Source organism: Brachymonas denitrificans, assembly GCF_907163135.1.
Lineage (GTDB): Bacteria > Pseudomonadota > Gammaproteobacteria > Burkholderiales > Burkholderiaceae_C > Brachymonas > Brachymonas denitrificans_A.
In genome coordinates, this window is the sequence record NZ_CAJQUA010000001.1 from 1,955,385 (window position 1) to 1,977,246 (window position 21,862).

The window sequence follows — 21,862 nt, forward strand, 5'->3', positions numbered from 1 at the left end:
GCTTTATTTGCTGGGCTTGAGACGGAAGCTGAAGCTGCCATCGTCGGCACGTGCCAGCGCCAGCGACTGGCCGGGCGCGAGCTGCAGGCGGGCGGCGGCAATATCGGCCTCGACGGGCAGCTGGCGACCACCACGGTCGACCAGCACGGCCAGCTTCACGCTGGCGGGGCGGCCGTAGTCGAAAATTTCGTTGAGCGCCGCGCGCACCGTGCGGCCGGTGTAGAGCACGTCGTCCAGCACGATGATGTGGGCGCCGTCCACCTCGAACGGCATCTGCGTCTGCGCCGTCACCGCCAGGCCGCGCTTGGCAAAGTCATCGCGGTGCATGGCGGTGGAGATGGTGCCGACCGGGCCCAGGCCCCAGTCCTGCTGCAGGCGCTGCGCCAGCCAGGCGCCGCCGGAGGTGATGCCGGCAAACTGCGTTTCGGGCGTGCGGATGCGCTCGATCTGGCGTGCCAGGGTCTGGTACAGGGCTTCGGCGTCGAGCATCAGGGCGCCGGTGGCGGGGGTGGAATCGGTCATGGCAGGGTGTTGAAAAACTGTTCGAGGATGATACAGGCGGCCGTCGCGTCAGCATCGGCCGCGCCGCTGGCAAGCGCCTCGGTGGTGCTGTAGCGCTCGTCCACCGTGTAGACCGGCAACTTGAAGCGTTGCGACAGCTGGCGGCCGAAGTTGGTGGCGCGGCGCGTGTTCTCGTGCGCGGCGCCGTCGGGATGGTAGGGAATGCCGATCACCAGTGCCTGCGGCTGCCACTCGGCGATCAGGGCGGCCACGGCAGCAAAGCGGGCGTCGCCGGTGGCGGCGATGCTCTTGCCTGGAGTGGCGCGGCCCAGCATGCGGTTGCCGGTGGCCACGCCGGTGCGCTTCTTGCCGTAGTCCAGTGCCAGAAAGCTCTGGAACGGCTGCGGATCGACCAGCGGCGGCTGGCCCGGCACCTGGAACAGGTCGTCCACCGTCACGCCATGGATCAGGGGCTGCGCCATCAGGCCCTCCCCGCAGCAGAAGACAGCATGCCGGGATGGATGCCGAGCAGTTCCATCGCCTTCTCATAGCGCTGCGACACCGGGGTGTCGAACATCACGGCGTGCGACGCGGGCACGGTGAGCCAGCTGTTGCGCTTGAGCTCATCTTCCAGCTGGCCGCCATCCCAGGCGGAATAGCCCAGCGTGACCAGCAGGCGCTCGGGGCCGCGGCCTTCGGAGAGTTCCTGCAGGATGTCGCGCGAGGTGGTGAGCTGCAGGCCGTCGGCCATGGTCATGGACGAGTCGTAGGCGGAGAGTTTGGATTCTGGGTCTTCCACGCGCGGGTGCAGCACGAAGCCACGCTCGGTCTGCACCGGCCCGCCCCAGAGGATGGAACTTCCCTGCAGATCCTGGCGCCCCAGCGGCATGGCCACCTGCTCGAACAGGTCGTCGAGCAGCAGATCGGCCGGCTTGTTGATGACCAGACCGAGCGCGCCATGGGCGCCGTGCTCGCAGATGTAGACCACGCTTTGCGCGAACAGGTCATCCTCCATGCCCGGCATGGCGATCAGGAAATGCTGCGCCAAATCCAGCGTTGAGGCAGAATCGGAAGACATGCCGTCATTCTAGAGGCTTCGCGTCGGCCGTGCGTGCCCGGCGCCGGCTTCCGGCCCCCTTCTCCTGCGGATTTCCGATGCACGCTCCCGAACAGTTCGATGCCGGCCTGATGTGGTTCCGCCGCGACCTGCGCTGCCAGGACAACGCGGCGCTGTTTCACGCCCTGCGCAGCTGCCGGCGGGTGTATTGCGTGTTCGTGTTCGACAGCGAATTGCTCGACCCACTGCCGCGGGCGGATCGGCGGGTGGAGTTTATCCACCACAGTGTGCGAGCGCTGGATGCGGAGTTGCGGGAGCTGGCTGCTGCCAGCTTGGGGTCGGGCACCGGCGCTGGCCCGGGGATGGCCGCGGGTGCTGCAGGCGCAAACGGCACGGGCAGTGCCGGAACCGTCCCCGATCCGACTGATTCGAGCGCCCCCGGACAGCCGGCACACGGCCTGATCGTGCTGCACGGCCCCGCGCGCACCCTGCTGCCCGAACTGGCGCAGGCGCTGCACGTGCAGGCCGTGTTCACCAACCACGACTACGAACCCGCCGCGATTGCGCGCGACAACCAGGTGCGCGGCGGCCTGGCCAACGCCGGCATTTCGCTGCGCACCACCAAGGACCATGTGGTGTTCGAACGGGACGAGGTGCTGAGCCCCAGCGGCACGCCGCACGCGCAGTTCTCCAGCTATTGCGCGCAATGGCTGGCACAGCTCACGCCCTTCCACCTTCGTGCCTACGAAGTCGAGGCCCATGCCGCGCATCTGGCGCCCCGCCCGGCCGCCTGGCGCCAGCCCCTGCCCAGCCTGCAGGACCTGGGCTTTCATGCCACCAACCTGAGGCAGCTTGCGCTCTATCCCGGCAGCGCCGGCGCGCAGGCGCAGTGGCAGGAATTTGCCGCCCGCATGGACCACTATCACCTCACCCGCGACTACCCGGCTGTGCGCGGGCCGAGCTATCTGGGCGTGCACCTGCGCTTCGGCACGCTCGGCATCCGCGAAGTGGCGCGGCTGGCCTGGGAGCGCTACCGCCAGGGCGACCCCGGCGCCACCAAATGGCTGGTGGAACTGGTCTGGCGCGAGTTCTACATCCAGCTGCTGGCGCATTTTCCGCATGTGGTGGAGCATGCCTTCCAGAAGGACATGGACCGCCTGCCCTGGGACCATGGCGCGCATGGCCGCAAGCTGTTTGCCGCCTGGTGCGCCGGCCAGACCGGTTTTCCGCTGGTGGATGCCGGCATGCGCCAGTTGCACGCTACCGGCTACATGCACAACCGGCTGCGCATGGTGGCAGCCAGCTTTCTCACGCGCCAGCTCGGTGTGGACTGGCGCTGGGGCGAGCGCCACTTTGCCGAGCATCTCAACGACTACGAACTGGCCAGCAACAACGGCAACTGGCAATGGGCGGCAGGCACCGGCTGCGACGCGCAATCGTGGTTCCGCATCTTCAACCCGACGGCGCAAAGCCTGCAGTACGACGCGCAAGGCAAGTTCCTGCGGCGTTACCTGCCGGAACTGGCGCGATTGCCGGATGAGGAAATCCACGCGCCGGAGCGCGCGTCGCCGATCGAGCTGGAGGCGGCGGGGATTACGCTGGGGGTGGACTATCCCGCGCCTATTGTGGATCTGGGGGAAGCGCGGCGGGCGGCGTTGCAGCGGCATGCGGCCTTGCGGCAGGAGCGACGACGCTGAACATGGACCAGCAGACACCGTGGGCCGAGGCAGTGGCCCTCACGAGATTTCCGGACTAGGCAGGCGTCATTCAGACAATGCTGCGCGCCGGGCAGCGCGGGCTCCGTCAGACCCGGTTTCAGGCTGACTCGGCCAGACTGTTCCGGAAACCGTTCTCCAGCCCCTGCACCGCCTGTTGCAAGGGCTGCAGCCGATCCGGCGCCTCGACATCCCGCACCCGCAACAGCGCACGTTCCGACAGCGCAACCTGCACCAGCGGCAGCAGCGAGGCAGCCCCGGCCTCGCGAGCGGATTGCTGCAAGCCCTGCAACAAGCGCAGACATTCACTGCTGGCCCCCGCATTGTCCGGCCGCGCCTCCCACTGCTTGAGCACGGCCTGCACCTGCTGCACCTGCGCCAGCCCGCTGGCAAGAAAGGCACGCCATTCCTCGCCCTGTTTCTGCTCGGGCAAGGCCTGCACATCCACGGCGGTTACTCCCAGCGCCGGTTCCGGCAAGGGCAGCACCACCCGTTCGCGGTCGGGCGCCTGCGCCAGCGCGGCCAACTGCTCCAGCAGCGCCCCCGGCACCGGCCGCACGAAATCCACCGCCACCTGATGCAGCTCATGCCCCAGCACCGTGGCGGCCTGATGCAGCAGCTCGGCCTCTTCCCCGCGCGCCATGCGCACCTGCAGCGCCACCAATGCCCGCTCGATGGCATGGCCCAGCGTGGCCAGTTCATCCAGCCCGATCTGGGCGGAAGCACGCGCCAGCTGCGCCGATAAACCCAGCGCCGAGGCGGGCACCGGATGCGCCGGCTGGCGCGCCCAGCGGTTGAGTTGCTGCACCAACTCGCGCGACCAGGCATCGGCCGACTGCAGATAGGCGTTGTACATGTCCTGCGGCATGCGCAACTCGCCCAGCGTCTTGACGGCGTCCTCCGGCAGACCCTGCGCAGATTCCGCCAGCAGCGCACGCGCCTGCGCGGTATCCACCCGCACCACCACCGGCGGCTGCGGCAGCACGCCATAGGCATCCGCCAGCGCCCGCGCCAGCGGCTGTTCGCCCTCCGGCAGCAACGGCACGCCTTGGGCCAGCAGAAACAGCATGTCCTGCGCCAGCGCCTCCAGCTGCGCCGCATCTGCGGGCTGGCCGCGACGCGCCCGCGCATGCTGCGCCACCATCCCGGAAACGGCACGCTGCAGCAAGCGATCCCATTCCAGCGCCCCTGCCGCGCGCAACTGCAGCACGGCAGCCAGCAACTGCCAGCAGGTCGTCAGAGAAGCCCCACCAGCCACTGCCGCCTGCGCTCCGGCCACATTCGCCAGCGCCAGCAGCGCCTGCGGCTCCTGTTCGCGGAACACGCGCAGGGCACACTCGTAGAGATCGCCCGCCTCCACCGCCGGCAGCAAGGTCGCAGATACCGGCTTCCACGGAAACGGATGCCAGCGCCACAGATCCGCCGGCTCGCAGCGGTCCAGCCTCGCCAGCGCCGCCACCGGCTGGTACACCGGGAACAGCGCGCGCGCATCCTCGGGGCAGGCATTGCGGGTATGATCCACATAGCTGCGCAGCGCCACGCTGGCCTGCTGGATCAGGCTGGCGTTGTCCATGGTGCGCAGTTCGGGCTGCGCGGCCACGCGCGCCACGGCACGCTCCATGGCACGTACCAGCCGGGCCGGGGCCGGGCGTCCGGCCTGTTCCATGGCTTGCACCGCCTGGCCCAGCCGCTCCGCCGCCAGCACCCAGGCATCGGCCTGTTCGGCCCCCTCCCCCAGCCAGGACGGCAGTGCCGATTGCACTCCATCAAACAGGCGTGCCAGCACGCCGCGTTGGGGAGTCTGCCAGCTGGCTGGCGCTTGGGGGGAAGCCGGGTCGTTCTGCGTCATGGAAGGTGCTTTCGCTCACGCGGTCGGATCGGATTGCCGGCCGCAGCCGGCGCGGACAGGCCGGGCTCCCGCGCCCTGCCTGCAATGGCACAGTGTCAGAACTGCGCCATCTGGAAATCGGCCTTGCCGGCGCCGCATTCCGGACAGGTCCAGTCGACGGGCACGTCTTCCCAGCGGGTGCCGGGGGCAATGCCATGTTCGGGGTCGCCGGCCTCTTCGTCGTAGATCCAGCCGCAGATCAGGCACATCCAGGTCTTCATTTCGGGCACAACTCGTCTCCGCAATCAGGCAAATAAAAACCGATTCTATCCAGTCTCTCCATGCGAAGGGAGATGGCGCATGCCCCTCTTAAGAAGCCGGTCAGGCTACCCGAATACCTGCCAGCGCGGTAAACTCGCTGCTTTGCAGCCCCCTGGCTGCCCTTGCCCTTTCATTGCCATCGGCGGCCCCATGCGCGGCGCCCCGGCCCCGGAAAACGATGCAAACCTCCACTCCTGACCAGAACCAGATCCTGTTCGAGCGCGCCCAGCGCGTGATTCCCGGTGGCGTGAACTCGCCCGTACGCGCCTTCCGCGCCGTCGGCGGCACGCCGCGCTTCGTGCAGCGCGCCCAGGGCGCCTATTTCTGGGATGCCAACGACCAGCGCTATATCGACTACATCGGCTCCTGGGGCCCGATGATCCTGGGCCACGGCCACCCCGCCGTGCTCGAGGCGGTGCAGAAGGCCGTGCTGGAAGGCTTCTCCTTCGGTGCGCCGACCGAGCGCGAGATCGAGCTGGCCGAGGAAATCATCAAGATCATGCCCAGCGTGGAGATGGTGCGTCTGGTCTCTTCCGGCACCGAAGCCGGCATGAGCGCCATCCGTCTGGCCCGTGGCGCTACCGGCCGCAACCGCATCATCAAGTTCGAAGGCTGCTACCACGGCCATGCCGATGCCCTGCTGGTGAAGGCCGGCTCGGGTCTGGCCACCTTCGGCGCGGCCACCAGTGCCGGCGTGCCCGAAGCCGTGGTGCAGGACACCGTGGTGCTCGAGTACAACAACCTGCAGCAGCTGGAAGAGGCCTTTGCCCTGCACGGCAGCGAGCTGGCCTGCGTGATCATGGAACCGATTGCCGGCAACATGAACTTCGTGCGCCCGACCCAGGCCTTTGCCCAGCGCATCCGCGAACTGTGCACGCAGCACGGTGCTCTGCTCATCATCGACGAGGTGATGACGGGCTTCCGCGTGGCGCTGCATGGCGCCCAGTCGGTGCTCGGCGTGGAGCCGGACATCACCGTAATGGGCAAGGTGATCGGCGGCGGCATGCCGCTGGCGGCCTTCGGCGGCAAGCGCGCCGTAATGGAACACATCTCCCCGCTGGGCGGCGTGTACCAGGCCGGCACCCTGTCCGGCAACCCGGTCGCCACCGCCTGCGGCCTGGCCACGCTGCGCGAAATCCAGAAACCCGGCTTCTACGAGGCGCTCTCGGCCAAGACGCAGCGCCTGATGCAGGGCCTGCAGGCTGCGGCCGATGCGGCCGGCCTGCCCTTCTGCACCGACAGCCAGGGCGGCATGTTCGGCTTCTTCCTGATGAACGAACTGCCGCAGAACTACCAGCAGGTAATGAAGACCGACGGCGCCCGCTTCAACAAGCTGTTCCACGGCCTGCTCGATGGCGGCGTCTACATCGCTCCCGCGCTGTACGAAGCCGGTTTCGTCAGCGCCGCCCATACCGACGCCGATATCGACCAGTCCATCGCCGTCGCCGCCGAGGTGTTCCGCACCCTGGCCTGATTGCCGTGCCGGCCCGGTGGCCGGCCTGCTGTTTCCTTACTGACTGACGAAGTCCATGTCTGCAATCTACACGGTGCTGGCCAGCCTGCTGGTGGCCCTTAATACCCTGGCCGGCGCGCTGCTGATGCTGCCGTTCGCCCTGCTCAAGTTCCTGCTGCCGTTCAAGCCCGTGCGCGCGCTGTGCGACCACGCGCTCAACAGCATCGCTACCGGCTGGGTCAGCGTCAACGGCGCCTGGATCAATGCCATCAACCGCACGCGCTGGAAAGTCTCCGGCCTGGACGGGCTGAACACCAAATCCTGGTATCTGGTCATCAGCAACCACCAGAGCTGGGTCGACATTCTGGTGCTGCAGACCATCCTGAACCGCCGCGCGCCCTTCCTGAAGTTCTTCATCAAGCATGAACTGATCTACGTGCCCGTGATCGGTCTGGTGTGGTGGGCGCTGGACTTTCCGTTCATGAAACGCGGCGGCGCCGCCACCGTGCAGCAGGATCTGGAAAACGCCCGCAAGGCCTGCGAAAAGTTCCGCCTGATCCCCACATCGCTGATCAGCTTTGCCGAAGGCACGCGCTTCACGCCCGAAAAGCATGCGGCGCAAAAGTCGCCCTACAAGCACCTGCTCAAGCCCAAGAGCGGCGGCGTGGGCATGGCACTGGAAACCATGGGCGACATGTTCACCCAGGTGCTGGACGTGACCATTGCCTATCCCAACGGCGTGCCCACCTTCGGCGACGTGCTGGCCGGCCGCCTGAGCGAGGTGGTGGTGCAGGTGCAGCAGCTGCCGGTGCCGCACAACCTGCGCCCGGCGCCGGATCAGCCGATCTCCCCCATCGGCCTGCAGCGCTGGATCCAGCGCATCTGGAAGGCCAAGGACGCGCAGCTCGAGCAGATCCTGCATGGCGGCGCACCTGCCGCAGCCGAAGCCCCCGCCGACTCCGACCTGCCGCCCCCATCCCGCCCCGAAGCGGCCTGAGCGTCCGCGTTCCGCAGTTCCATGTCCCGTTCCCCGGCATCCTCCTCCGCATCCCCCGCCGATGCGAATCCGGGGCCCATGCTGCTGCTCACCTTCGGCCTGATCGGCGTTTTCGCCTTTGTGCAGGTCTATTCGGTGCAGGCCATCCTGCCGCTGCTGGTGCGCGATTTCCAGGCCAGCGCGGTGCAGGTGGGCACCACCGTGGGCGCCACCGTGCTGGCCGTGGCACTCACGGCGCCATTCACCGGCATGCTGTCGGATGCGCTCGGGCGCAAGCCCATCATCGTGGGTTCGGTGTTCTTCCTTGCCCTCCCGACGGCGCTGATGTATTTCGTGACGGACATCCAGTGGATGGTGGTGCTGCGCTTTCTGCAGGGCCTGGCGGTGCCTGGCATCACCGTGGTCACCATTGCGTACATCGGCGAGGAATTTCGCGCCCGTGCCATGGCACGCGCCATGTCGGTGTATGTGGCGGGCACGGTGCTGGGCGGTTTCCTGGGCCGCTTCCTGCTCGGCCACCTGAGCGCCGTGATGCACTGGCAGCAGGCCTTTGTCCTGATGGCGCTGATGAATCTGCTGGGTGCCGTGCTGGTCTGGCGCATCCTGCCCGCATCACGCCATTTCGTCGCCAACCCGCAGGTACGCAGCGGCCTGCAGATGCTGGGCCGGCACCTGCGCAACCGCTCGGTGCTCACCGCCTGCGCGCTCGGCGTGTGCGTGCTGTTCGCGCTGGTGGGCTGCTTCACCTACATCAACCTGTACCTGGCCGATGCGCCCTACCACCTCGACACGGCAGCGCTGGGCAATATCTTCGCCGTGTACCTGCTGGGGGTGGTGGTGACGCCGATTGCCGGGCGCCTGCTGCCGCGGCTGGGTTTTCGCCGCACCATCCTGCTGGCACTGGGCACCTCGCTGCTCGGGCTGTGGCTCACCCTGCTGCCCGGCGTGCCGCTGATCGTGCTGGCTCTGGCCATCATGTCCAGCGGCATCTTCATCACCCAATCTGCCACCATCAGCTTCATCGCACACAAGGTGGAAACGGGGCGCTCGCTCGCCTCGGGGCTGTACTACATGGCCTATTACAGCGGCGGCTTTCTCGGCGCCTGGCTGTGCGGGCTGGCCTATGCGCAGGGCCACTGGCGCGGTGCCGTGGCCGCCGTCAGCGTGGCGCTGCTGGGCGCACTGCTGGCCGGCTACCGACTGCTGCCGCCCAAGGCAGCCTGAGCGCCCGGAACGCCCGAAAGCGCCCGTAGCACGCCGCTTCCTGCGCCGGCACACCACGTCCGGCTGGACACAATCCGGGCATGCCCTTACTATCGAAATGGTGTTCGATGCGATAATTTACAAAAAGATAAATCACTAACGGGCAGGGACAGAGCACGTAGTTTTTCCCTTGAACACAGGAGTAGTATTGATGTCGACCCGTTTCTATCTGGCCCCCACCCTGATGGCCGTGGCTGCCATGCTGGCCGCATGTGGCCAATCCGAATCCCCCGCACCGACCACGCAAGCCGCCAGTGCGGCTGCCGAGACGGCGTCGGCCGCAGCGCAAACCGCATCTGCGGCGGCCTCCACCAGCGTGGCTGCAGCTTCTGCCGCTGCATCGGCCCCCGCTGCCGCACCGCAGGTGGTCAACGGCGAAATGGCCATGAAGCCGGCTGCCGCCTACGATCCCGCCAGCCTGCCTGACGACGCCTACGGCAAGATGGTCAAGTACGGCAAGGAGCTCACCGAGCGCACCTACGCCCACATCGGCCCCGAGGTGAAGGACGTGAAGATGCGCTATGCAGGCAACAACCTGTCCTGCACCTCCTGCCACCAGGCTTCGGCCACCAAGCCGTTTGCCATGTCCTGGGTCGGCTCGCACTCCACCTTCCCGCAGTACCGCGGCCGTGAAGACACCATCAGCACCATCGAGGAGCGCGTGAACGGCTGCATGGAGCGCAGCATGAACGGCAAGTCCCTGCCCTTCGACAGCAAGGAGATGAAGGCTTTCGCGACCTACATCCACTTCCTGTCCAAGGATGTGCCGGTGGGCACCAAGGTGGTTGGTCAGGGCCTGATGAAGTACACCCCGCCCAACCGCAAGGTCGACCTGGTGGCCGGCGAGGCCATCTACAAGCAGACCTGCGCCGTCTGCCATGGCCCGGAAGGCCAGGGCGTGCGTGCTGCACCGGCCAAGCCGGGCGAGCCGGCCGGCTACACCTTCCCGCCGCTGTGGGGCAAGGACACCTTCAACAACGGCGCCGGCATGAACCGCATGCTGACGGCCGCCGCCTTCATACGCGCCAACATGCCGCAGGGCACGGCCCACGACAAGCCCCAGCTCACCGAAGAGCAGGCATTTGACGTGGCCGGCTACGTGCTGAGCAAGCCGCGCCCGATCAAGGCCGGTCTGGACAAGGACTTCCCGGCCCGCTGGAACAAGCCGGTCGACGCCGCCTTCCCGCCCTATGTGACAGGCGCCACGGCTGAAGACCACCGCTTCGGTCCGTTCCAGCCGCTGCAGGAGAAGATGAAGGAGCTGAAGGACGAGCTGAAGAAGAAGTCCGACGAAGCCAAGGCGCAGAAGGTCGCGGCACGCTGATCTTCCTCTGACGCTCCGGCCGCACCCGCAGGCGGCCGGCCTTCAGGCCATGCCCAGCATCCCGAAGGACTGACGCGCAGCCGCAGCGACGATGGCGCTGCGGCTTTTTGCTGGTGCGCCCAGCACGGGCGCTCCAGCAAAAAAGGAAGCCCGAAGGCTTCCTCGCACTGTACGCGGCGGGCCGGCGTACAGCTGTGACGATCGGTGACCGCGATTGCCGTCAGTCCAGCGCCACCGTGGTCTTCAGCCAGAAGTTGCGGCCGGGCTCGTTGATGCGGCCGGTCTGGATGTAGCCCGGGATCATGCTGCCGGAACGCGACAGGTGTTCGGCATAGGTCTTGTCGAACACGTTGTCCACGCCGGCAATCACGCGCACGCGCTTGTTGACCTTGTAGCTGCCGTTGAGCGACAGGGTGCCGAAGCCCGGCGTGGCCGTTGCCACGTCCTGGCCGGCGATGTTGCCCTTGCCCGGATCGACGCGGTCCTGACGCGCCACCAGGCGCCACAGGGCGCCGGCGCTCCAGGTGCCATTGCTCCAGTTCAGGCCCAGCTTGCCTTCCAGCGGCGGCATCTGTGCCAGCGGCGTACCGTCCGTGCGGTTCTTGCCGCGCACATGGGCGACGCTGGCATCCAGCTTCCACTGGGGCGTGAGCGCATAGCTGAGCGCTGCTTCCAGCCCGTAGCTGCGAGCGTCGATATTGCGCACCACGGCGGGGTTGCCCGCCGGCTTGCCAAAGCGCGCCGAGGTGTTGAAGGCATCGATCAGGATGTAGTCATCGATGTGGTTGTAGAAGGCCGACAGGCTGGTGCTCAGACGGTCATTCTTCCAGTTCACGCCCACATCCAGCTGGGTGGTTTTTTCCGGGCGGGTGTTGAAGGCGCTGTTGCTGGTTTCGCTCTGGCGGTTGCCGCCCACGGTTTCCCAGAAATCCGGGAAGCGCTGCACATGGCCCAGACCGGCGTAGACCGTGCCATTGCTCTGGTCGAAGTCACGCTCCCAGCGCACAAAGCCGCTGGGCAGGGTGTCGTCGCGCTGGAGGCCGCGCGTGGCCAGGCCGGGCGTCATGCGCTGGTCGGTGGCATCCCACCAGTCCACGCGCGCACCACCGATCAGGCGCTGCTTGTCGTCCAGATTGTGGTGCACTTCACCAAACAGGCCGATCTGGCGGAACTTGCCGTCCTCCGTGCGCGGCATGGACTCGTAAGCGCTGCCGGCCAGCATCCCCTTGGACATGCGCAGGGTGTGCTGGTTTTCCTGCATATCCACGCCGGTGATCACGCGGGTGGAGTCGACCGGCTGCAGCGTCACGGCCACGCGGCCACCGATGGTTTCGCGATCCGGATTGCTCACGGCGCGCATGGCCGCGGGGGTAGCCGGGCGCATGCTGAAGTTGTCCATCACGTGATCCACGTAGTTGCGGTAGGCGTTGGCCTCGATCTTGCGCACCAGCGGGGAGATGTTGCGCTTCTCGAAACGCAGGCCGATGTTCTCGCGGTCGAACTTGGTGCCGTCCATCATGCGATCGGCGTAGGCGGCCTCGCCGTCGCTGCGGCCATAGGTCAATTCGTACAGCGTGTTGGCGTCGGGCGTCAGGCCCAGCGCCACCCGGCCGCTCCAGCGTTCGTAGGAGGAATGCACGGGGTTGCCGCTGCCGTCCTTGTAGTCATCCGAACGGGTGTGGGTGCCGGTGCCGCGCACATACAGGTCGGGCGTGGCGTAGTTCACATCGCCCATCACGTCGCGGCGGCCGAAGCTGCCGACGGTGCCGCTCAGGTTGGCCTTGAGGCCGGGCTGCTCGGGGCGTGCTTCACGGTCGCGCTCGAACAGCACGGTGCCGGCCGAGTTGCCGGGGCCGTGCAGCACGGTCTGCGGGCCCTTGAGCACGGTCAGGCGGTCATAGGAATCGGGGAAGACGTAGGCGGTGGGCGGGTCCATGCGGCCGCCGCAGCCGCCGAGGATGTGCTCGCCGTCCAGCAGCACGTTCAGGCGCGAGCCGGCCATGCCGCGCAGCACCGGGTCGCCATCGGTGCCGCCCTTGCGGATCACGGAGAAGCCGGGGACGGTCTTGAGGATGTCCGCACCGTCCTGGGCCGGGATCGGCTGGCGCGCCTTGCGTGGATCGGTGACGATGGCGAGCGGCTTGCTGGCACCAGTGCCGGCGCCAGTCACGACAACGCGGTAGTCGGTGCCTTCGCCGTCCGGGGCCGCGGGCGTCGCCTGGGCGACTTGCACGGGGGCGGATGCATCCTGCACCGGTTCGGCAGCAACAGCAGGCAGCGCCAGCACGGCGCAGGCAACGGGAGTCAGGGCGAAGGAAAGAAAAGTACGGGAATCCATGAGAACAACTTCCTGAAGAGGGGCAAGCCGAGACAGGCCCCGGATACAGCACGGCCGGGGAGCAGTCAGAGCGGAAAAAAGAGGGAGAACTTCAGGAAAGCTGCGGCGGAGCCCGCGCCAGTGGTAAGCCCACCGGCGGCCCGCTGGCTGGCCACCATTGCGGGGCCGGAAGAGGTGCAAACGTGATGGCCGACAGCGCAGGGAGCGGCGAGGCGATCTCCGGCAGCAGCGGCAGGAAGGCCGCCGCCGCACAAACCACGCACTGCGACTGGGCAGCGGGAACCGGATCCGGCTCGTCGCCGCCCTGGGCATCTGCCGCCACCCAGGTGATGCCGGTCGGCGTACAGACCGCCAGCAGATCGGCCTGCCCCGCCATGCCCACCTGGTGCTGCAGGCTCTGCATGCCCATGGCCAGTTGCAGCAAGGCTGCGAACAGGGCCATCAGCCACGCAGGGCGCGAACGACGGAGGGATTGCAGGCGGGACAGTTTCACTGGATCGCAATTATAGAAACAAAGCGGTACAAGTTGTCACACCGTATGACACGCCCATGAAAAAGGGAAGCCCGAAAGCTTCCCCTCACGATCAGAGCTTGATCCGTCTCAAGCCGGCATGGCGGATCAGTGGCGGAAATGACGCACGCCGCTGAACACCATCACCACGCCGCGCTCGTCGGCGGCATCGATCACTTCCTGGTCACGCATGGAGCCGCCCGGCTGGATCACACAGGTGGCACCGTGGTCGATCACCACGTCCAGGCCGTCACGGAACGGGAAGAAGGCGTCGCTGGCCACGGCCGTGCCCTGCAAGCTCAGGCCGGCGTGCTCGGCCTTGATGGAGGCGATGCGGGCGGAATCCAGGCGGCTCATCTGGCCGGCGCCCACGCCCATGGTCATGCCGTCCTTGCAGAACACGATGGCGTTGCTCTTGACGTACTGCGCCACCTTCCAGGCGAACAGCAGGTCCTCGATCTGCTGCGGCGTGGGCTGCAGCTTGGTCACCACTTTCAGGTCGGCCGCTGTCAGCTCGTGGTTGTCGGACGTCTGCAGCAGCAGGCCGCCGCCAACGCGCTTCATGTCCATGCTGTTGGCCACGCGCGCCACGCCTTCGGGCAGCGCGATCTTCATCAGGCGCACATTGGTCTTGGGCTTGAACACTTCCAGCGCCTCGGGCGTGAAGTCAGGGGCCATCAGCACTTCGACGAACTGCTTGACGATCAACTCGGCCGCAGCCTTGTCCAGCGTGCGGTTCAGGGCGATGATGCCGCCGAAGGCGCTGGTCGGGTCGGTCTGGAAGGCCTTGCTGTAGGCATCTGCGCCGTCCTTGCCCACGGCCACGCCGCAGGGGTTGGCATGCTTGACGATCACGCAGGCCGGCACGTCGAACTGCTTGACGCATTCCCAGGCCGCATCGGCATCGGCGATGTTGTTGTAGCTCAGTTCCTTGCCCTGCAGCTGCTCGCCGGTGACGATGGAGCCGGGCACCGGGTACAGGTCGCGGTACCAGGCGGCCTGCTGGTGGCTGTTCTCGCCATAGCGCAGATCCTGCAGCTTGACGAACATGCCGTTGGCCTGGGCCGGGAACTGGCCGCGCTCGGGCGTGCCGTCCACCTTGGCTTCGTCGAAACTGATGGCCGACAGGTAGTCGCTGATGGCGCCATCGTACTGGGCGATGCGGTTGAAGGCGGCGACGGACAGAGCGAATTTGGTGGGCAGGCTGACCTTGCCGTTTTGCTTCAGCTCGGCGATCACTTTTTCGTACTGGCCGGCGTCGGTCAGCACGGCCACGTCCTTCCAGTTCTTGGCAGCGGAGCGCACCATGGCCGGGCCGCCGATGTCGATGTTCTCGATCGCATCTGCCAGCGTGCAGCCGGGCTTGGCCACGGTGGCCTCGAACGGGTACAGGTTCACGCACAGGATGTCGATGGTGGGGATGGCGTGCTCGCCCAGCGCGGCCATGTGCTCGGGCAGGTCGCGGCGCGCCAGCAGGCCGCCGTGGATCTTGGGATGCAGCGTCTTGACGCGGCCGTCCAGCATCTCGGGAAAGCCGGTGTGGTCGGCCACTTCGGTCACGGGCAGGCCCTGCTCGGCCAGCAGCTTGGCGGTGCCGCCGGTGGAAAGCAGCTTCACGCCCAGGGCGTTCAGTTCCTTGGCAAGTTCGACGATGCCGGTCTTGTCGGACACGGACAGCAGTGCGGTCAGAGTGGTCATCAGGAGATCCTCGGTTTTTTCTTGAAAATGGGAAACAGGGGCGATCAGGAACGCACGCTGGTAGTGAGCATGCCATGCTCCACCAGCTTCTTGCGCAGGGTGTTGCGGTTCAGGCCCAGCCACTGGGCGGCGCGGCTCTGGTTGTTGCGCGTCTGCTCCATCACCAGTTCGAGCATGGGCTTTTCGACCACGCGCAGCAGCATGTCGTACATATTGCTGGGCTCAATGCCCTGCAGGTCATCCAGATAGAGCTGCAGGTTGCTGCGTACGCACTCTTCCAGTTTTTCATGTGCCATGGTATTCGCGATTTCTTTCTTCTTGACTAAATTTTATGCAGTTTAAGCCGCCTGGCGCCAGTTTTCCACCGGGCCGAAAGCCCGATTGACAGGGGTCAAAAACTCCTGCTGCTGTTCCAGCCGGGCGAACCACGCATCCACCTGCTGCCATTGCTGTTCGGCCTGCTCGACGCGGTTGATGGCCTGGCGCAGCTCCTCGCCGCCCGGCAGCGCCGCCACATACCAGCCGATGTGCTTGCGCGCGCTGCGCACGCCCGACCATTCGCCATACAGGCCGTAGTGCTCGTGCAAATGCTCCCGCAGCGCCTCGCGCACCTCGGCCACGCGCGGGGGCGGCAGCTCCTCGCCCGTGGCCAGGAAGTGCGCGATCTCGCGGAAGATCCACGGACGGCCCATGGCGGCACGGCCGACCATCACGGCATCGGCGCCGGTCTGTGCCAGCACACGGGCCGCCTTGTGCGGACTGTCGATATCGCCATTGGCGACCACGGGAATGCGCACGGCGGCCTTCACGGCGGCAATGGTGTCGTACTCGGCCTCGCCCTTGTAGCCCTGCTCGCGCGTGCGACCATGCACGGTCAGCAGCGCCACGCCGGCCTGCTCGGCGGCGCGGGCGATGCTGACGGCGTTGCGGTGATCCCGGGCCCAGCCGGTGCGCATTTTCAGCGTCACCGGCACCTGGTGCGGCGCGCAGGCTTGTACCACGGCCTCGACGATCCCGATGGCCAGTGTTTCGTTCTGCATCAGCGCCGAGCCGGCCCACTTGTTGCAGACCTTCTTGGCCGGGCAGCCCATGTTGATGTCGATGATCTGTGCGCCCCGCTCGATGTTGTAACGCGCCGCCTCGGCCATCTCGGCAGCCTCGACGCCGGCAATCTGGACGGCAATCGGCCCCGGCTCGCCGCTGTGGTCAGCACGGCGCGAGGTTTTCAGGCTGTTCCAGAGTTCCTTTTTCGAGGTGACCATTTCGCTCACGGCATGGCCGGCACCGAAGCGCCGGCACAGCTGGCGGAACGGCCGGTCCGTCACTCCCGCCATGGGGGCGACGAACACGGGGTTCGGCAGGGAGAACTGGGCCAGTTGCATGGTGAAAGCGTCAGCAGCGGCCACAGGGGCCGGCAGGGGAAGTGGTGCCGAAAACGGCGGAAATGCGTTGCGCCAGCCGCTTGCGGGAAACGGCTGGAAATCAATGTGGATACGGGAAGGCCGCTATTGTACACCTGCCCATTTTTTATGCAAGATCGCGCCGTATACTGCGCGCCATGGAAGCCTTCTTTGCCTCGCTGCTGCAGGCGCTGGCGCTGCCCCGGTACGGGCTGAGCACGGTGTTTGTAGTGGCTTTTGTCTCTGCCACGCTGCTGCCGCTGGGGTCGGAACCGGCGGTGTTCGGGCTGGTAGAGCTCAATCCCGACCTGTTCTGGCCAGCCATCCTCGTGGCCACCGCCGGCAACACGCTGGGTGGCGCGGTGAGCTGGTGGATGGGCCTGGGCGCGCACAAGGCGGTGGACAAGGCGCGCCATTCCAGCACCGATGTGCGTGCGCTGCGCTGGCTGGAGCGGCTCGGGCCCAAGGCCTGCTTCTTCGCCTGGTTGCCGGTGATCGGCGACCCGCTGTGCGCCGTGGCGGGCTGGCTCAAGCTGCCGTTCTGGCCCTGCATGGGCTGGATGGCGGCGGGCAAGTTCCTGCGCTACCTGACCATGACGGCGCTGCTGATGTGGGCGGTGCCGGAAAGCTGGATGCACCGGCTGATGTTCTGAGGCACCGATGCGAGGACAAGGCAAAACCCCCGGGACCGTTTCCGGTCGCGGGGGCAGCGAAATTGCGGGAGCCTGAAGCCGGCCCGTCGTGCAGGCTTACTTGGTGCGGCGACCCACTTCGTGTCCGATCACGCCACCGACGGCCGCACCGCCCAGCGTATTGAGCGCACTGCCGTCGCCCACTTGCGAGCCAACGGCAGCACCGGCGCCAGCGCCGATCACAGCCCCTTTTTCTGCACGGGACAGGTTGTCCCAAGTGGAACAGCCGCTGGCCAGGGCAGCCAACGAAGCCAGGGACAGGATTGCGAGAGTTTTGCGCATGAGGGTTCTCCTTTGGGTATCACGGCCCGGCCTGGCACGCTGGATGGCGAGCCGCACCGGTACAGCCCCATCATAGGAAGCGGTGCGGGCCGCCGTGCAACAAGAAGTGTGCGTACGGGATGCAGGCGCTGCCTGTCCGTTCGCCTGCTTGCTGCGGGCAAACGCCGCAGCTGCCAGCGGCAAGCATGCCGGCAGCGACATACATCCCGCGACGGCTGATGCGATTGCTTACACGGCGGCGGCCTGCGGGCCGAATCCGATGGCCCGCAGGGCACCCTCGGCCCGCAAACGGGGCCAGTCCGCCAGCACCGTGCTGTCCACCCGCACGGCGTGGGCCATCTCATCCGGAGCCAGTGGTTCGAGCGCCTGCAGCTGTCCCTCCAGCACCTGCGCATCCGCTTCGGAAGCGTCATCGCCCTGCTGCTGGCGCTGGTGGATGCGCTGCCGCAGCACGGCTTCGGGCGCCTCGAAGGCCAGGATGCCGAACGGCACACCCGCCTGCTGCGCCAGCACACGGAACTGGTCGCGCAGTTCGCGCCGGATGAAGGTGGCATCCACCAGTACCGGGAAACCGGATGCCAGCACGCTCAGCCCCTGCTGCGCCAGATGCGCAAAGGTGCGGCGCGAGGCCTCGGGCGTGTAAATGTCCTCGGCCAGCTCGCGGCTGGACGCTTCCGGGCGCAGCCCGAACAGACGCTTGCGCTCCACGTCGGCACGCAGGCGGATCAGCCCGGTTTCGGCGATCAGGCCCTGCGTCTGCGTGCTCTTGCCCGAGCCGGACAGGCCCATGGTGATCCACAGGTAGCGCGGGCGCGGCTGCGTGCATTGGCGCGCGAGGCGCAGATAGCCATGCAGCTCGGCCTCGGCCTGTGCGCGCGCTTCGCCATCGGCCTGTCCCAGCCGCAGCGAGGCCACCTTGGCACGCACCAGTGCGCGGTAGGTCATGAAATACGGCAGCAACTCCAGCCCCGCATAGTCCCCCGTCTGCTCCAGCCAGCCGTTGAGCACGCGCCAGGCCAGATCGGCGCGTTCGCGGTGCAGCAGGTCCATCACCAGAAAGGCGATGTCGGCCATCACATCCACCCAGCGCAGCGCCGGGTCGAACTCGATGGCGTCGAACAGCAGCGGCTGCCCGTCATGCAGCATCAGGTTGCCCAGATGCAGGTCGCCATGGCATTCGCGCACCCAGCCCTGCTCCAGCCGGCGCGCCAGCAAGGGGCGCAGGCGCCGCTGTTCGTCGCGCGTCCAGCGCAGCAGCGCGCGCAGGTCCGTGCGTGTGACTATGGCGGCCTCCTGGCGCACATGGACTGGCGCCTTGCCCTGTGCACCGAAGGAGGAGGCGGCATTCGCCGTCTCGACCGCTCCTGCTCCTGCTCCTGCCGGCAAGACACGCCGCAAGGTGACAAAGTTCTCTGCCACCGCGCGCAGGATCGCCTGCGGCTGGCCGTGGCTGTCCAGCGGCGTGGCCCGGCCCGCCTGCGCGTGCAGTGCTGCCACCTGCCGCGCCAGAGCATCGACCAGCTGCGGCGTCAGCGCGTCGCGCTGCACCAGGCGGCTCAGCAACTGCTCCTGCGGAAAGCGGCGCATGCGCACCGCATGGTCCAGCAGGGGGCCGGTGCCGCCCAGCTCAGGCGCCTGCGGCGTGCCGGTGATGGGCACCACGTCCAGATACAGCTGCGGCGCGGTGCGCCGGTTGATGCGCAGCTCCTCCTCGCAGCAGCCCTGGCGCAGCGCGCGCGTGCCGAAGTCCAGAAAGTCCAGCCGCAGCGGCTTCTTGATCTTCCAGGCCAGATCGTCGGCCAGCAGCACCCAGGAGATATGCGTCTCGATGCACTGCACCTGCCCGGGATGCGCGCTGCGGCGGCGCATTTGTTCCAGCAGGGCCTGCACCATGCGGGTGGCCTGTGCCAGATCCAGCTCGCGGGAAACGGGGTCAGTCATGAAAATGCGTCCGGCAAAAAAAGAACAGGCAGCCGAGGGGGCTGCCTGTCCATTGTGCCAGCGCCTCAGGCCAGCGAGTTTCTGCCGCCTCCGCGCAGCAGCGTGAGCAGCGGCCACAGGAAGGCAAATGCACCGGCCGCCCAGGCCACGCCGATCATCAGCAGGTTGCCCCAGTCGATCCAGTAGCCCATGTCGGCAAACGACGCCTTGGTCCAGGCCGGCGTGACGACGAAGATGAAGGCGCCGAACAGCAGCGCCAGCCAGAAGGCCAGCGAGAAGTTGCGGCCCCAGGCCGCGCGCGGGCGGCGCAGCGCCGGCAGCATGAGCACGGCCCAGATCACCGCGCTGGCAATCAGCCAGGGCAGGATGGTCATGCCCAGTTCCCACAGGATATTCAGAGTCAGCCAGATTTCATACATGATGTGTTCTCCTCCCGATCAGACGCGGCCCTTGAGCACCGCCACATAGGCAGGCTTGAGCAGGCGGTATTTCATGAGCCAGGCCATGTAGCTTTCCTGCAGCGGCTCGATCATGGGCAGGGACGGGATCAGCTTGCCGTCGTAGTCGAACTCGATCAGCATGGCCGAGCCCTCGCGCACCAGCATCGGGCAGGAGGTGTAGCCGTCGAACACCTGGTCGGGGGCCTGGCCGGCAATGGCGCGCGCCAGGTGGTTGGCCACCAGCGGTGCGCTTTTCTTGACGGTGGCAGCCGTCTTGCCGCGCGGCGTGCCGTTCACGTCGCCGATGCCGAACACATTGGGGTAGCGCTTGTGCTGCAGCGTGGCCTTGTCCACTTCCAGCCAGCCGCCGCCGGCCATCGGGCCTTCCTTCCAGGCCAGGTCGCTGTTCTTGACACAGTCCGGCGCACGCATGGGCGGAACGGCGTGCAGGAAATCATAGGCCTGCTCGACGCGGCCGGCCGGCGTTTCGAAGTACGCCTTGCGGCCGCCGATATCGACGCCCACCAGCTTGCTTTCGTAATCGGTCCTGACACCGAGTTTTTCCCAGCGCGCCAGCACGTTGTCGTTGACGGCCTTGACACCGAAGATGTTCTTCACGCCGGACTTGAACATCACCTGCGACTGCTCCAGCTTGCCGGCGCGCTTGAGACGGTCGCACACCATGAAGGTCATCTTCAGCGGGGCGCCGGCGCATTTGAGCGCGGTGGCGGGCAGCGTCATGACGGCCTGGCCGCCCTTGGAGACGTATTCCTGCATGGCCTTCCAGGTCGCTTCGGCGGCCTGCGGGCTCGGGTAGACACTGGCCAGGCCGTTGCTGCCGATGGCGTTCAGGTCCATGCCCTCGATCAGGTTCCAGTCCATCACCAGGCCGGTGGCCACCACCAGATAGTCGTACTTGATCTTCTGGCCGCCAGCGGTGGTGATGGTGTTGGCGGGCGCGTCGATCTCGGCCACCATCTCCTTCACCCAGGTGATGCCGGAGGGGTGGAAATCGGCATTGCGGTCGCGCACCTTCTCGATCGGCCAGACGCCCGAAGCCACCAGCGTGTAGCCCGGCTGGTAGTTGTGCTCTTCCTTGCCGTCCACGATGGTGATCTTCGCGCCGTCGAGCATGCTGCTCAGGCGGTTGGCCATGGCAATGCCGCCCAGGCCGCTGCCCAGGATGACGATATGCGCATTGGTCTTGATCTTGCTTGCGGCCAGTGCCGGCTGCGTGATGCTGGCTGCACCGGCCACTACCGAGCCTGCGCCCAGGGCCTGCAGCAGCTTGCGGCGGCTTTGGTTGGATACCTTGTTATCCATCGTCTTCACCCTTTCCTCTTCTCAAAACCTCATGCTGCCGGTGCCGGAGCCTTTCAGCGCCGGCGCAGCAGCGTCACGTGCATGGGGCGCACGAAGCGGGCCCCCTCCTCGGTCATGTGCGGCCCGAAAAGGGCCTGCACCCTGATGCGTGTGGCTTCGTCGAAGCGCCGGTCGGCATAGGTCACGTCGACCATGCGGCGCTCGAAATCGGCAAAATCCCGGTACGCCACCGGCACGTCGAAATACACATCGCTCACCCGGTCCCAGCGGCCGTTGGCGGCCGCCTTGTCCACCAGCGCCTGCGCGGCGGCGCGCACCGTGCCCTCGTCATTGAATACGCGCACCAGCTCGTTCAGGTCGCCGGCATAGACCGGCTCGGAGACATACCAGTAGCCGCCCGGCTTGAGCACACGCTCGATCTCCGCCATCGCCTCGTCCATCCGCTCCAGCGGCACGTGGTGCAGCGACTTGAGCATGATGGCCAGATCGAAGCTGGCATCCGGCGCAGGAATCGCCTGCGCGCCGGCCTCGACAAACTCCAGCCGCTCGGCCGGATTGGCCATGTTGGCCGCATGCTGGATTCGGTCCACCTCCAGCCCGGTGACATGACATTGCGGATACTGCCGCAGCAGGTCGCGCGACAGCCGCGCATTGCCGCAACCCAGTTCGATGATGCGCTGCGCCTGCAGCGGCACCAGTTCATTCAGCAGGATCAGTTCGTTGGTGAGCTGGCGGGGAGAGGACATACCGTTCATGCACTGCCTGCCGCAAACCCGTT

The 21,862-nt window shown here is 66.9% G+C and carries 21 protein-coding genes; 6 read left to right on the top strand and 15 right to left on the bottom strand.

Translation table 11 applies throughout. The features are described from left to right. Positions 1-3 precede the first annotated feature (3 nt). Genes pyrR through KKQ75_RS09115 form a run of 3 tightly spaced genes read right to left on the bottom strand, consistent with a single transcriptional unit; the run spans position 4 to position 1,579 of the window. A complete protein-coding gene (gene pyrR, locus KKQ75_RS09105) occupies positions 4-522 on the bottom strand; it encodes a bifunctional pyr operon transcriptional regulator/uracil phosphoribosyltransferase PyrR (RefSeq protein WP_213361701.1) in 519 nt (172 codons plus the stop codon). Further along, the gene (gene ruvX / locus KKQ75_RS09110) at positions 519-983 is read right to left on the bottom strand and encodes a Holliday junction resolvase RuvX (protein ID WP_213361704.1); all 465 of its coding nucleotides are present in this window, start codon (positions 981-983) and stop codon (positions 519-521) included. The genes pyrR and ruvX overlap by 4 nt, the downstream gene beginning before the upstream one ends. Beyond that, on the bottom strand, positions 983-1,579 hold the full coding sequence (locus KKQ75_RS09115) for a YqgE/AlgH family protein (RefSeq protein ID WP_213361705.1): 597 nt from the start codon (positions 1,577-1,579) through the stop codon (positions 983-985). Before KKQ75_RS09115 ends, ruvX begins: the two co-directional genes overlap by 1 nt. 77 nt (positions 1,580-1,656) lie before the next feature. Between KKQ75_RS09115 and KKQ75_RS09125 the strand changes: the two genes are divergently transcribed. Continuing rightward, a complete protein-coding gene (locus KKQ75_RS09125; RefSeq protein WP_250131052.1) occupies positions 1,657-3,255 on the top strand; it encodes a cryptochrome/photolyase family protein in 1,599 nt (532 codons plus the stop codon). A gap of 118 nt (positions 3,256-3,373) precedes the next feature. Here KKQ75_RS09125 and KKQ75_RS13145 read toward each other — a convergent pair whose 3' ends face one another. Continuing rightward, positions 3,374-5,122, bottom strand: coding sequence for a hypothetical protein (locus KKQ75_RS13145; protein WP_213361707.1), 1,749 nt, complete (start codon positions 5,120-5,122; stop codon positions 3,374-3,376). A 95-nt stretch (positions 5,123-5,217) separates the two neighbouring features. Further along, positions 5,218-5,382, bottom strand: a complete 165-nt coding sequence (locus tag KKQ75_RS09135) for a rubredoxin (RefSeq protein WP_213362749.1) — start codon at positions 5,380-5,382, stop codon at positions 5,218-5,220. A gap of 218 nt (positions 5,383-5,600) precedes the next feature. Here KKQ75_RS09135 and hemL point away from each other — a divergent pair, with 218 nt between their 5' ends. The 4 genes from hemL to KKQ75_RS09155 all read left to right on the top strand — a co-directional run bounded on the left by hemL (position 5,601) and on the right by KKQ75_RS09155 (position 10,459). Continuing rightward, positions 5,601-6,896, top strand: coding sequence for a glutamate-1-semialdehyde 2,1-aminomutase (hemL, locus tag KKQ75_RS09140; protein WP_213361709.1), 1,296 nt, complete (start codon positions 5,601-5,603; stop codon positions 6,894-6,896). A 55-nt stretch (positions 6,897-6,951) separates the two neighbouring features. Continuing rightward, a complete protein-coding gene (locus tag KKQ75_RS09145) occupies positions 6,952-7,872 on the top strand; it encodes an acyltransferase (protein ID WP_213361710.1) in 921 nt (306 codons plus the stop codon). Positions 7,873-7,893: 21 nt separating this feature from the next. Then, a complete protein-coding gene (locus KKQ75_RS09150) occupies positions 7,894-9,096 on the top strand; it encodes an MFS transporter (protein ID WP_250131053.1) in 1,203 nt (400 codons plus the stop codon). A 190-nt stretch (positions 9,097-9,286) separates the two neighbouring features. Continuing rightward, the gene (locus KKQ75_RS09155) at positions 9,287-10,459 is read left to right on the top strand and encodes a c-type cytochrome (RefSeq protein ID WP_250131054.1); all 1,173 of its coding nucleotides are present in this window, start codon (positions 9,287-9,289) and stop codon (positions 10,457-10,459) included. Positions 10,460-10,679: 220 nt separating this feature from the next. Here KKQ75_RS09155 and KKQ75_RS09160 read toward each other — a convergent pair whose 3' ends face one another. From KKQ75_RS09160 to dusB, 5 genes are all read right to left on the bottom strand, one after another. Then, on the bottom strand, positions 10,680-12,797 hold the full coding sequence (locus KKQ75_RS09160) for a TonB-dependent copper receptor (protein ID WP_213361711.1): 2,118 nt from the start codon (positions 12,795-12,797) through the stop codon (positions 10,680-10,682). A 91-nt stretch (positions 12,798-12,888) separates the two neighbouring features. Then, positions 12,889-13,239, bottom strand: a complete 351-nt coding sequence (locus KKQ75_RS09165; protein WP_213361712.1) for a DUF2946 family protein — start codon at positions 13,237-13,239, stop codon at positions 12,889-12,891. A 177-nt stretch (positions 13,240-13,416) separates the two neighbouring features. Further along, complete coding sequence (purH, locus tag KKQ75_RS09170; RefSeq protein ID WP_213361713.1) at positions 13,417-15,006, bottom strand: bifunctional phosphoribosylaminoimidazolecarboxamide formyltransferase/IMP cyclohydrolase; 1,590 nt, start codon at positions 15,004-15,006, stop codon at positions 13,417-13,419. Positions 15,007-15,050: 44 nt separating this feature from the next. Beyond that, complete coding sequence (locus KKQ75_RS09175; protein ID WP_213361714.1) at positions 15,051-15,302, bottom strand: helix-turn-helix domain-containing protein; 252 nt, start codon at positions 15,300-15,302, stop codon at positions 15,051-15,053. 42 nt (positions 15,303-15,344) lie between these two features. Beyond that, positions 15,345-16,388 carry a tRNA dihydrouridine synthase DusB gene (gene dusB / locus KKQ75_RS09180; RefSeq protein WP_213361716.1) on the bottom strand — a complete coding sequence of 348 codons (1,044 nt, stop codon included), beginning with the start codon at positions 16,386-16,388 and terminating at the stop codon, positions 15,345-15,347. Between the two features lie 176 nt (positions 16,389-16,564). On the opposite strand from dusB, the gene KKQ75_RS09185 reads away from it, so the two are divergent. Next, on the top strand, positions 16,565-17,059 hold the full coding sequence (locus tag KKQ75_RS09185) for a YqaA family protein (RefSeq protein ID WP_213361717.1): 495 nt from the start codon (positions 16,565-16,567) through the stop codon (positions 17,057-17,059). A gap of 96 nt (positions 17,060-17,155) precedes the next feature. On the opposite strand, the gene KKQ75_RS09190 is transcribed toward KKQ75_RS09185, so the two are convergent. The 5 genes from KKQ75_RS09190 to KKQ75_RS09210 all read right to left on the bottom strand — a co-directional run bounded on the left by KKQ75_RS09190 (position 17,156) and on the right by KKQ75_RS09210 (position 21,839). Continuing rightward, positions 17,156-17,380: a glycine zipper 2TM domain-containing protein gene (locus tag KKQ75_RS09190; protein ID WP_213361718.1), complete on the bottom strand. Its 225-nt coding sequence runs from the start codon at positions 17,378-17,380 to the stop codon at positions 17,156-17,158. A gap of 228 nt (positions 17,381-17,608) precedes the next feature. Further along, complete coding sequence (locus KKQ75_RS09195) at positions 17,609-19,321, bottom strand: AAA family ATPase (RefSeq protein WP_213361720.1); 1,713 nt, start codon at positions 19,319-19,321, stop codon at positions 17,609-17,611. Between the two features lie 65 nt (positions 19,322-19,386). Beyond that, positions 19,387-19,740 carry a hypothetical protein gene (locus tag KKQ75_RS09200; protein WP_213361721.1) on the bottom strand — a complete coding sequence of 118 codons (354 nt, stop codon included), beginning with the start codon at positions 19,738-19,740 and terminating at the stop codon, positions 19,387-19,389. An 18-nt stretch (positions 19,741-19,758) separates the two neighbouring features. Continuing rightward, positions 19,759-21,084, bottom strand: coding sequence for an NAD(P)/FAD-dependent oxidoreductase (locus KKQ75_RS09205; RefSeq protein ID WP_213361722.1), 1,326 nt, complete (start codon positions 21,082-21,084; stop codon positions 19,759-19,761). A gap of 53 nt (positions 21,085-21,137) precedes the next feature. Then, complete coding sequence (locus tag KKQ75_RS09210; RefSeq protein WP_213361724.1) at positions 21,138-21,839, bottom strand: class I SAM-dependent methyltransferase; 702 nt, start codon at positions 21,837-21,839, stop codon at positions 21,138-21,140. Positions 21,840-21,862: the final 23 nt, after the last annotated feature.

What these genes read in the sequence shown, in the direction of transcription:
- KKQ75_RS09200 (WP_213361721.1), bottom strand. Translation starts at nt 19,740, where the DNA reads ATGTATGAAATCTGGCTGACTCTGAATATCCTGTGGGAACTGGGCATG.
- KKQ75_RS09125 (WP_250131052.1), top strand. Translation starts at nt 1,657, where the DNA reads ATGCACGCTCCCGAACAGTTCGATGCCGGCCTGATGTGGTTCCGCCGC.
- KKQ75_RS09165 (WP_213361712.1), bottom strand. Translation starts at nt 13,239, where the DNA reads ATGGCCCTGTTCGCAGCCTTGCTGCAACTGGCCATGGGCATGCAGAGC.
- KKQ75_RS09160 (WP_213361711.1), bottom strand. Translation starts at nt 12,797, where the DNA reads ATGGATTCCCGTACTTTTCTTTCCTTCGCCCTGACTCCCGTTGCCTGC.
- KKQ75_RS09155 (WP_250131054.1), top strand. Translation starts at nt 9,287, where the DNA reads ATGTCGACCCGTTTCTATCTGGCCCCCACCCTGATGGCCGTGGCTGCC.
- purH (WP_213361713.1), bottom strand. Translation starts at nt 15,006, where the DNA reads ATGACCACTCTGACCGCACTGCTGTCCGTGTCCGACAAGACCGGCATC.
- pyrR (WP_213361701.1), bottom strand. Translation starts at nt 522, where the DNA reads ATGACCGATTCCACCCCCGCCACCGGCGCCCTGATGCTCGACGCCGAA.
- KKQ75_RS09145 (WP_213361710.1), top strand. Translation starts at nt 6,952, where the DNA reads ATGTCTGCAATCTACACGGTGCTGGCCAGCCTGCTGGTGGCCCTTAAT.
- KKQ75_RS09175 (WP_213361714.1), bottom strand. Translation starts at nt 15,302, where the DNA reads ATGGCACATGAAAAACTGGAAGAGTGCGTACGCAGCAACCTGCAGCTC.
- KKQ75_RS09210 (WP_213361724.1), bottom strand. Translation starts at nt 21,839, where the DNA reads ATGAACGGTATGTCCTCTCCCCGCCAGCTCACCAACGAACTGATCCTG.
- KKQ75_RS13145 (WP_213361707.1), bottom strand. Translation starts at nt 5,122, where the DNA reads ATGACGCAGAACGACCCGGCTTCCCCCCAAGCGCCAGCCAGCTGGCAG.
- KKQ75_RS09150 (WP_250131053.1), top strand. Translation starts at nt 7,894, where the DNA reads ATGTCCCGTTCCCCGGCATCCTCCTCCGCATCCCCCGCCGATGCGAAT.
- KKQ75_RS09195 (WP_213361720.1), bottom strand. Translation starts at nt 19,321, where the DNA reads ATGACTGACCCCGTTTCCCGCGAGCTGGATCTGGCACAGGCCACCCGC.
- ruvX (WP_213361704.1), bottom strand. Translation starts at nt 983, where the DNA reads ATGGCGCAGCCCCTGATCCATGGCGTGACGGTGGACGACCTGTTCCAG.
- hemL (WP_213361709.1), top strand. Translation starts at nt 5,601, where the DNA reads ATGCAAACCTCCACTCCTGACCAGAACCAGATCCTGTTCGAGCGCGCC.
- KKQ75_RS09135 (WP_213362749.1), bottom strand. Translation starts at nt 5,382, where the DNA reads ATGAAGACCTGGATGTGCCTGATCTGCGGCTGGATCTACGACGAAGAG.
- dusB (WP_213361716.1), bottom strand. Translation starts at nt 16,388, where the DNA reads ATGCAACTGGCCCAGTTCTCCCTGCCGAACCCCGTGTTCGTCGCCCCC.
- KKQ75_RS09115 (WP_213361705.1), bottom strand. Translation starts at nt 1,579, where the DNA reads ATGTCTTCCGATTCTGCCTCAACGCTGGATTTGGCGCAGCATTTCCTG.
- KKQ75_RS09190 (WP_213361718.1), bottom strand. Translation starts at nt 17,380, where the DNA reads ATGCGCAAAACTCTCGCAATCCTGTCCCTGGCTTCGTTGGCTGCCCTG.
- KKQ75_RS09205 (WP_213361722.1), bottom strand. Translation starts at nt 21,084, where the DNA reads ATGGATAACAAGGTATCCAACCAAAGCCGCCGCAAGCTGCTGCAGGCC.
- KKQ75_RS09185 (WP_213361717.1), top strand. Translation starts at nt 16,565, where the DNA reads ATGGAAGCCTTCTTTGCCTCGCTGCTGCAGGCGCTGGCGCTGCCCCGG.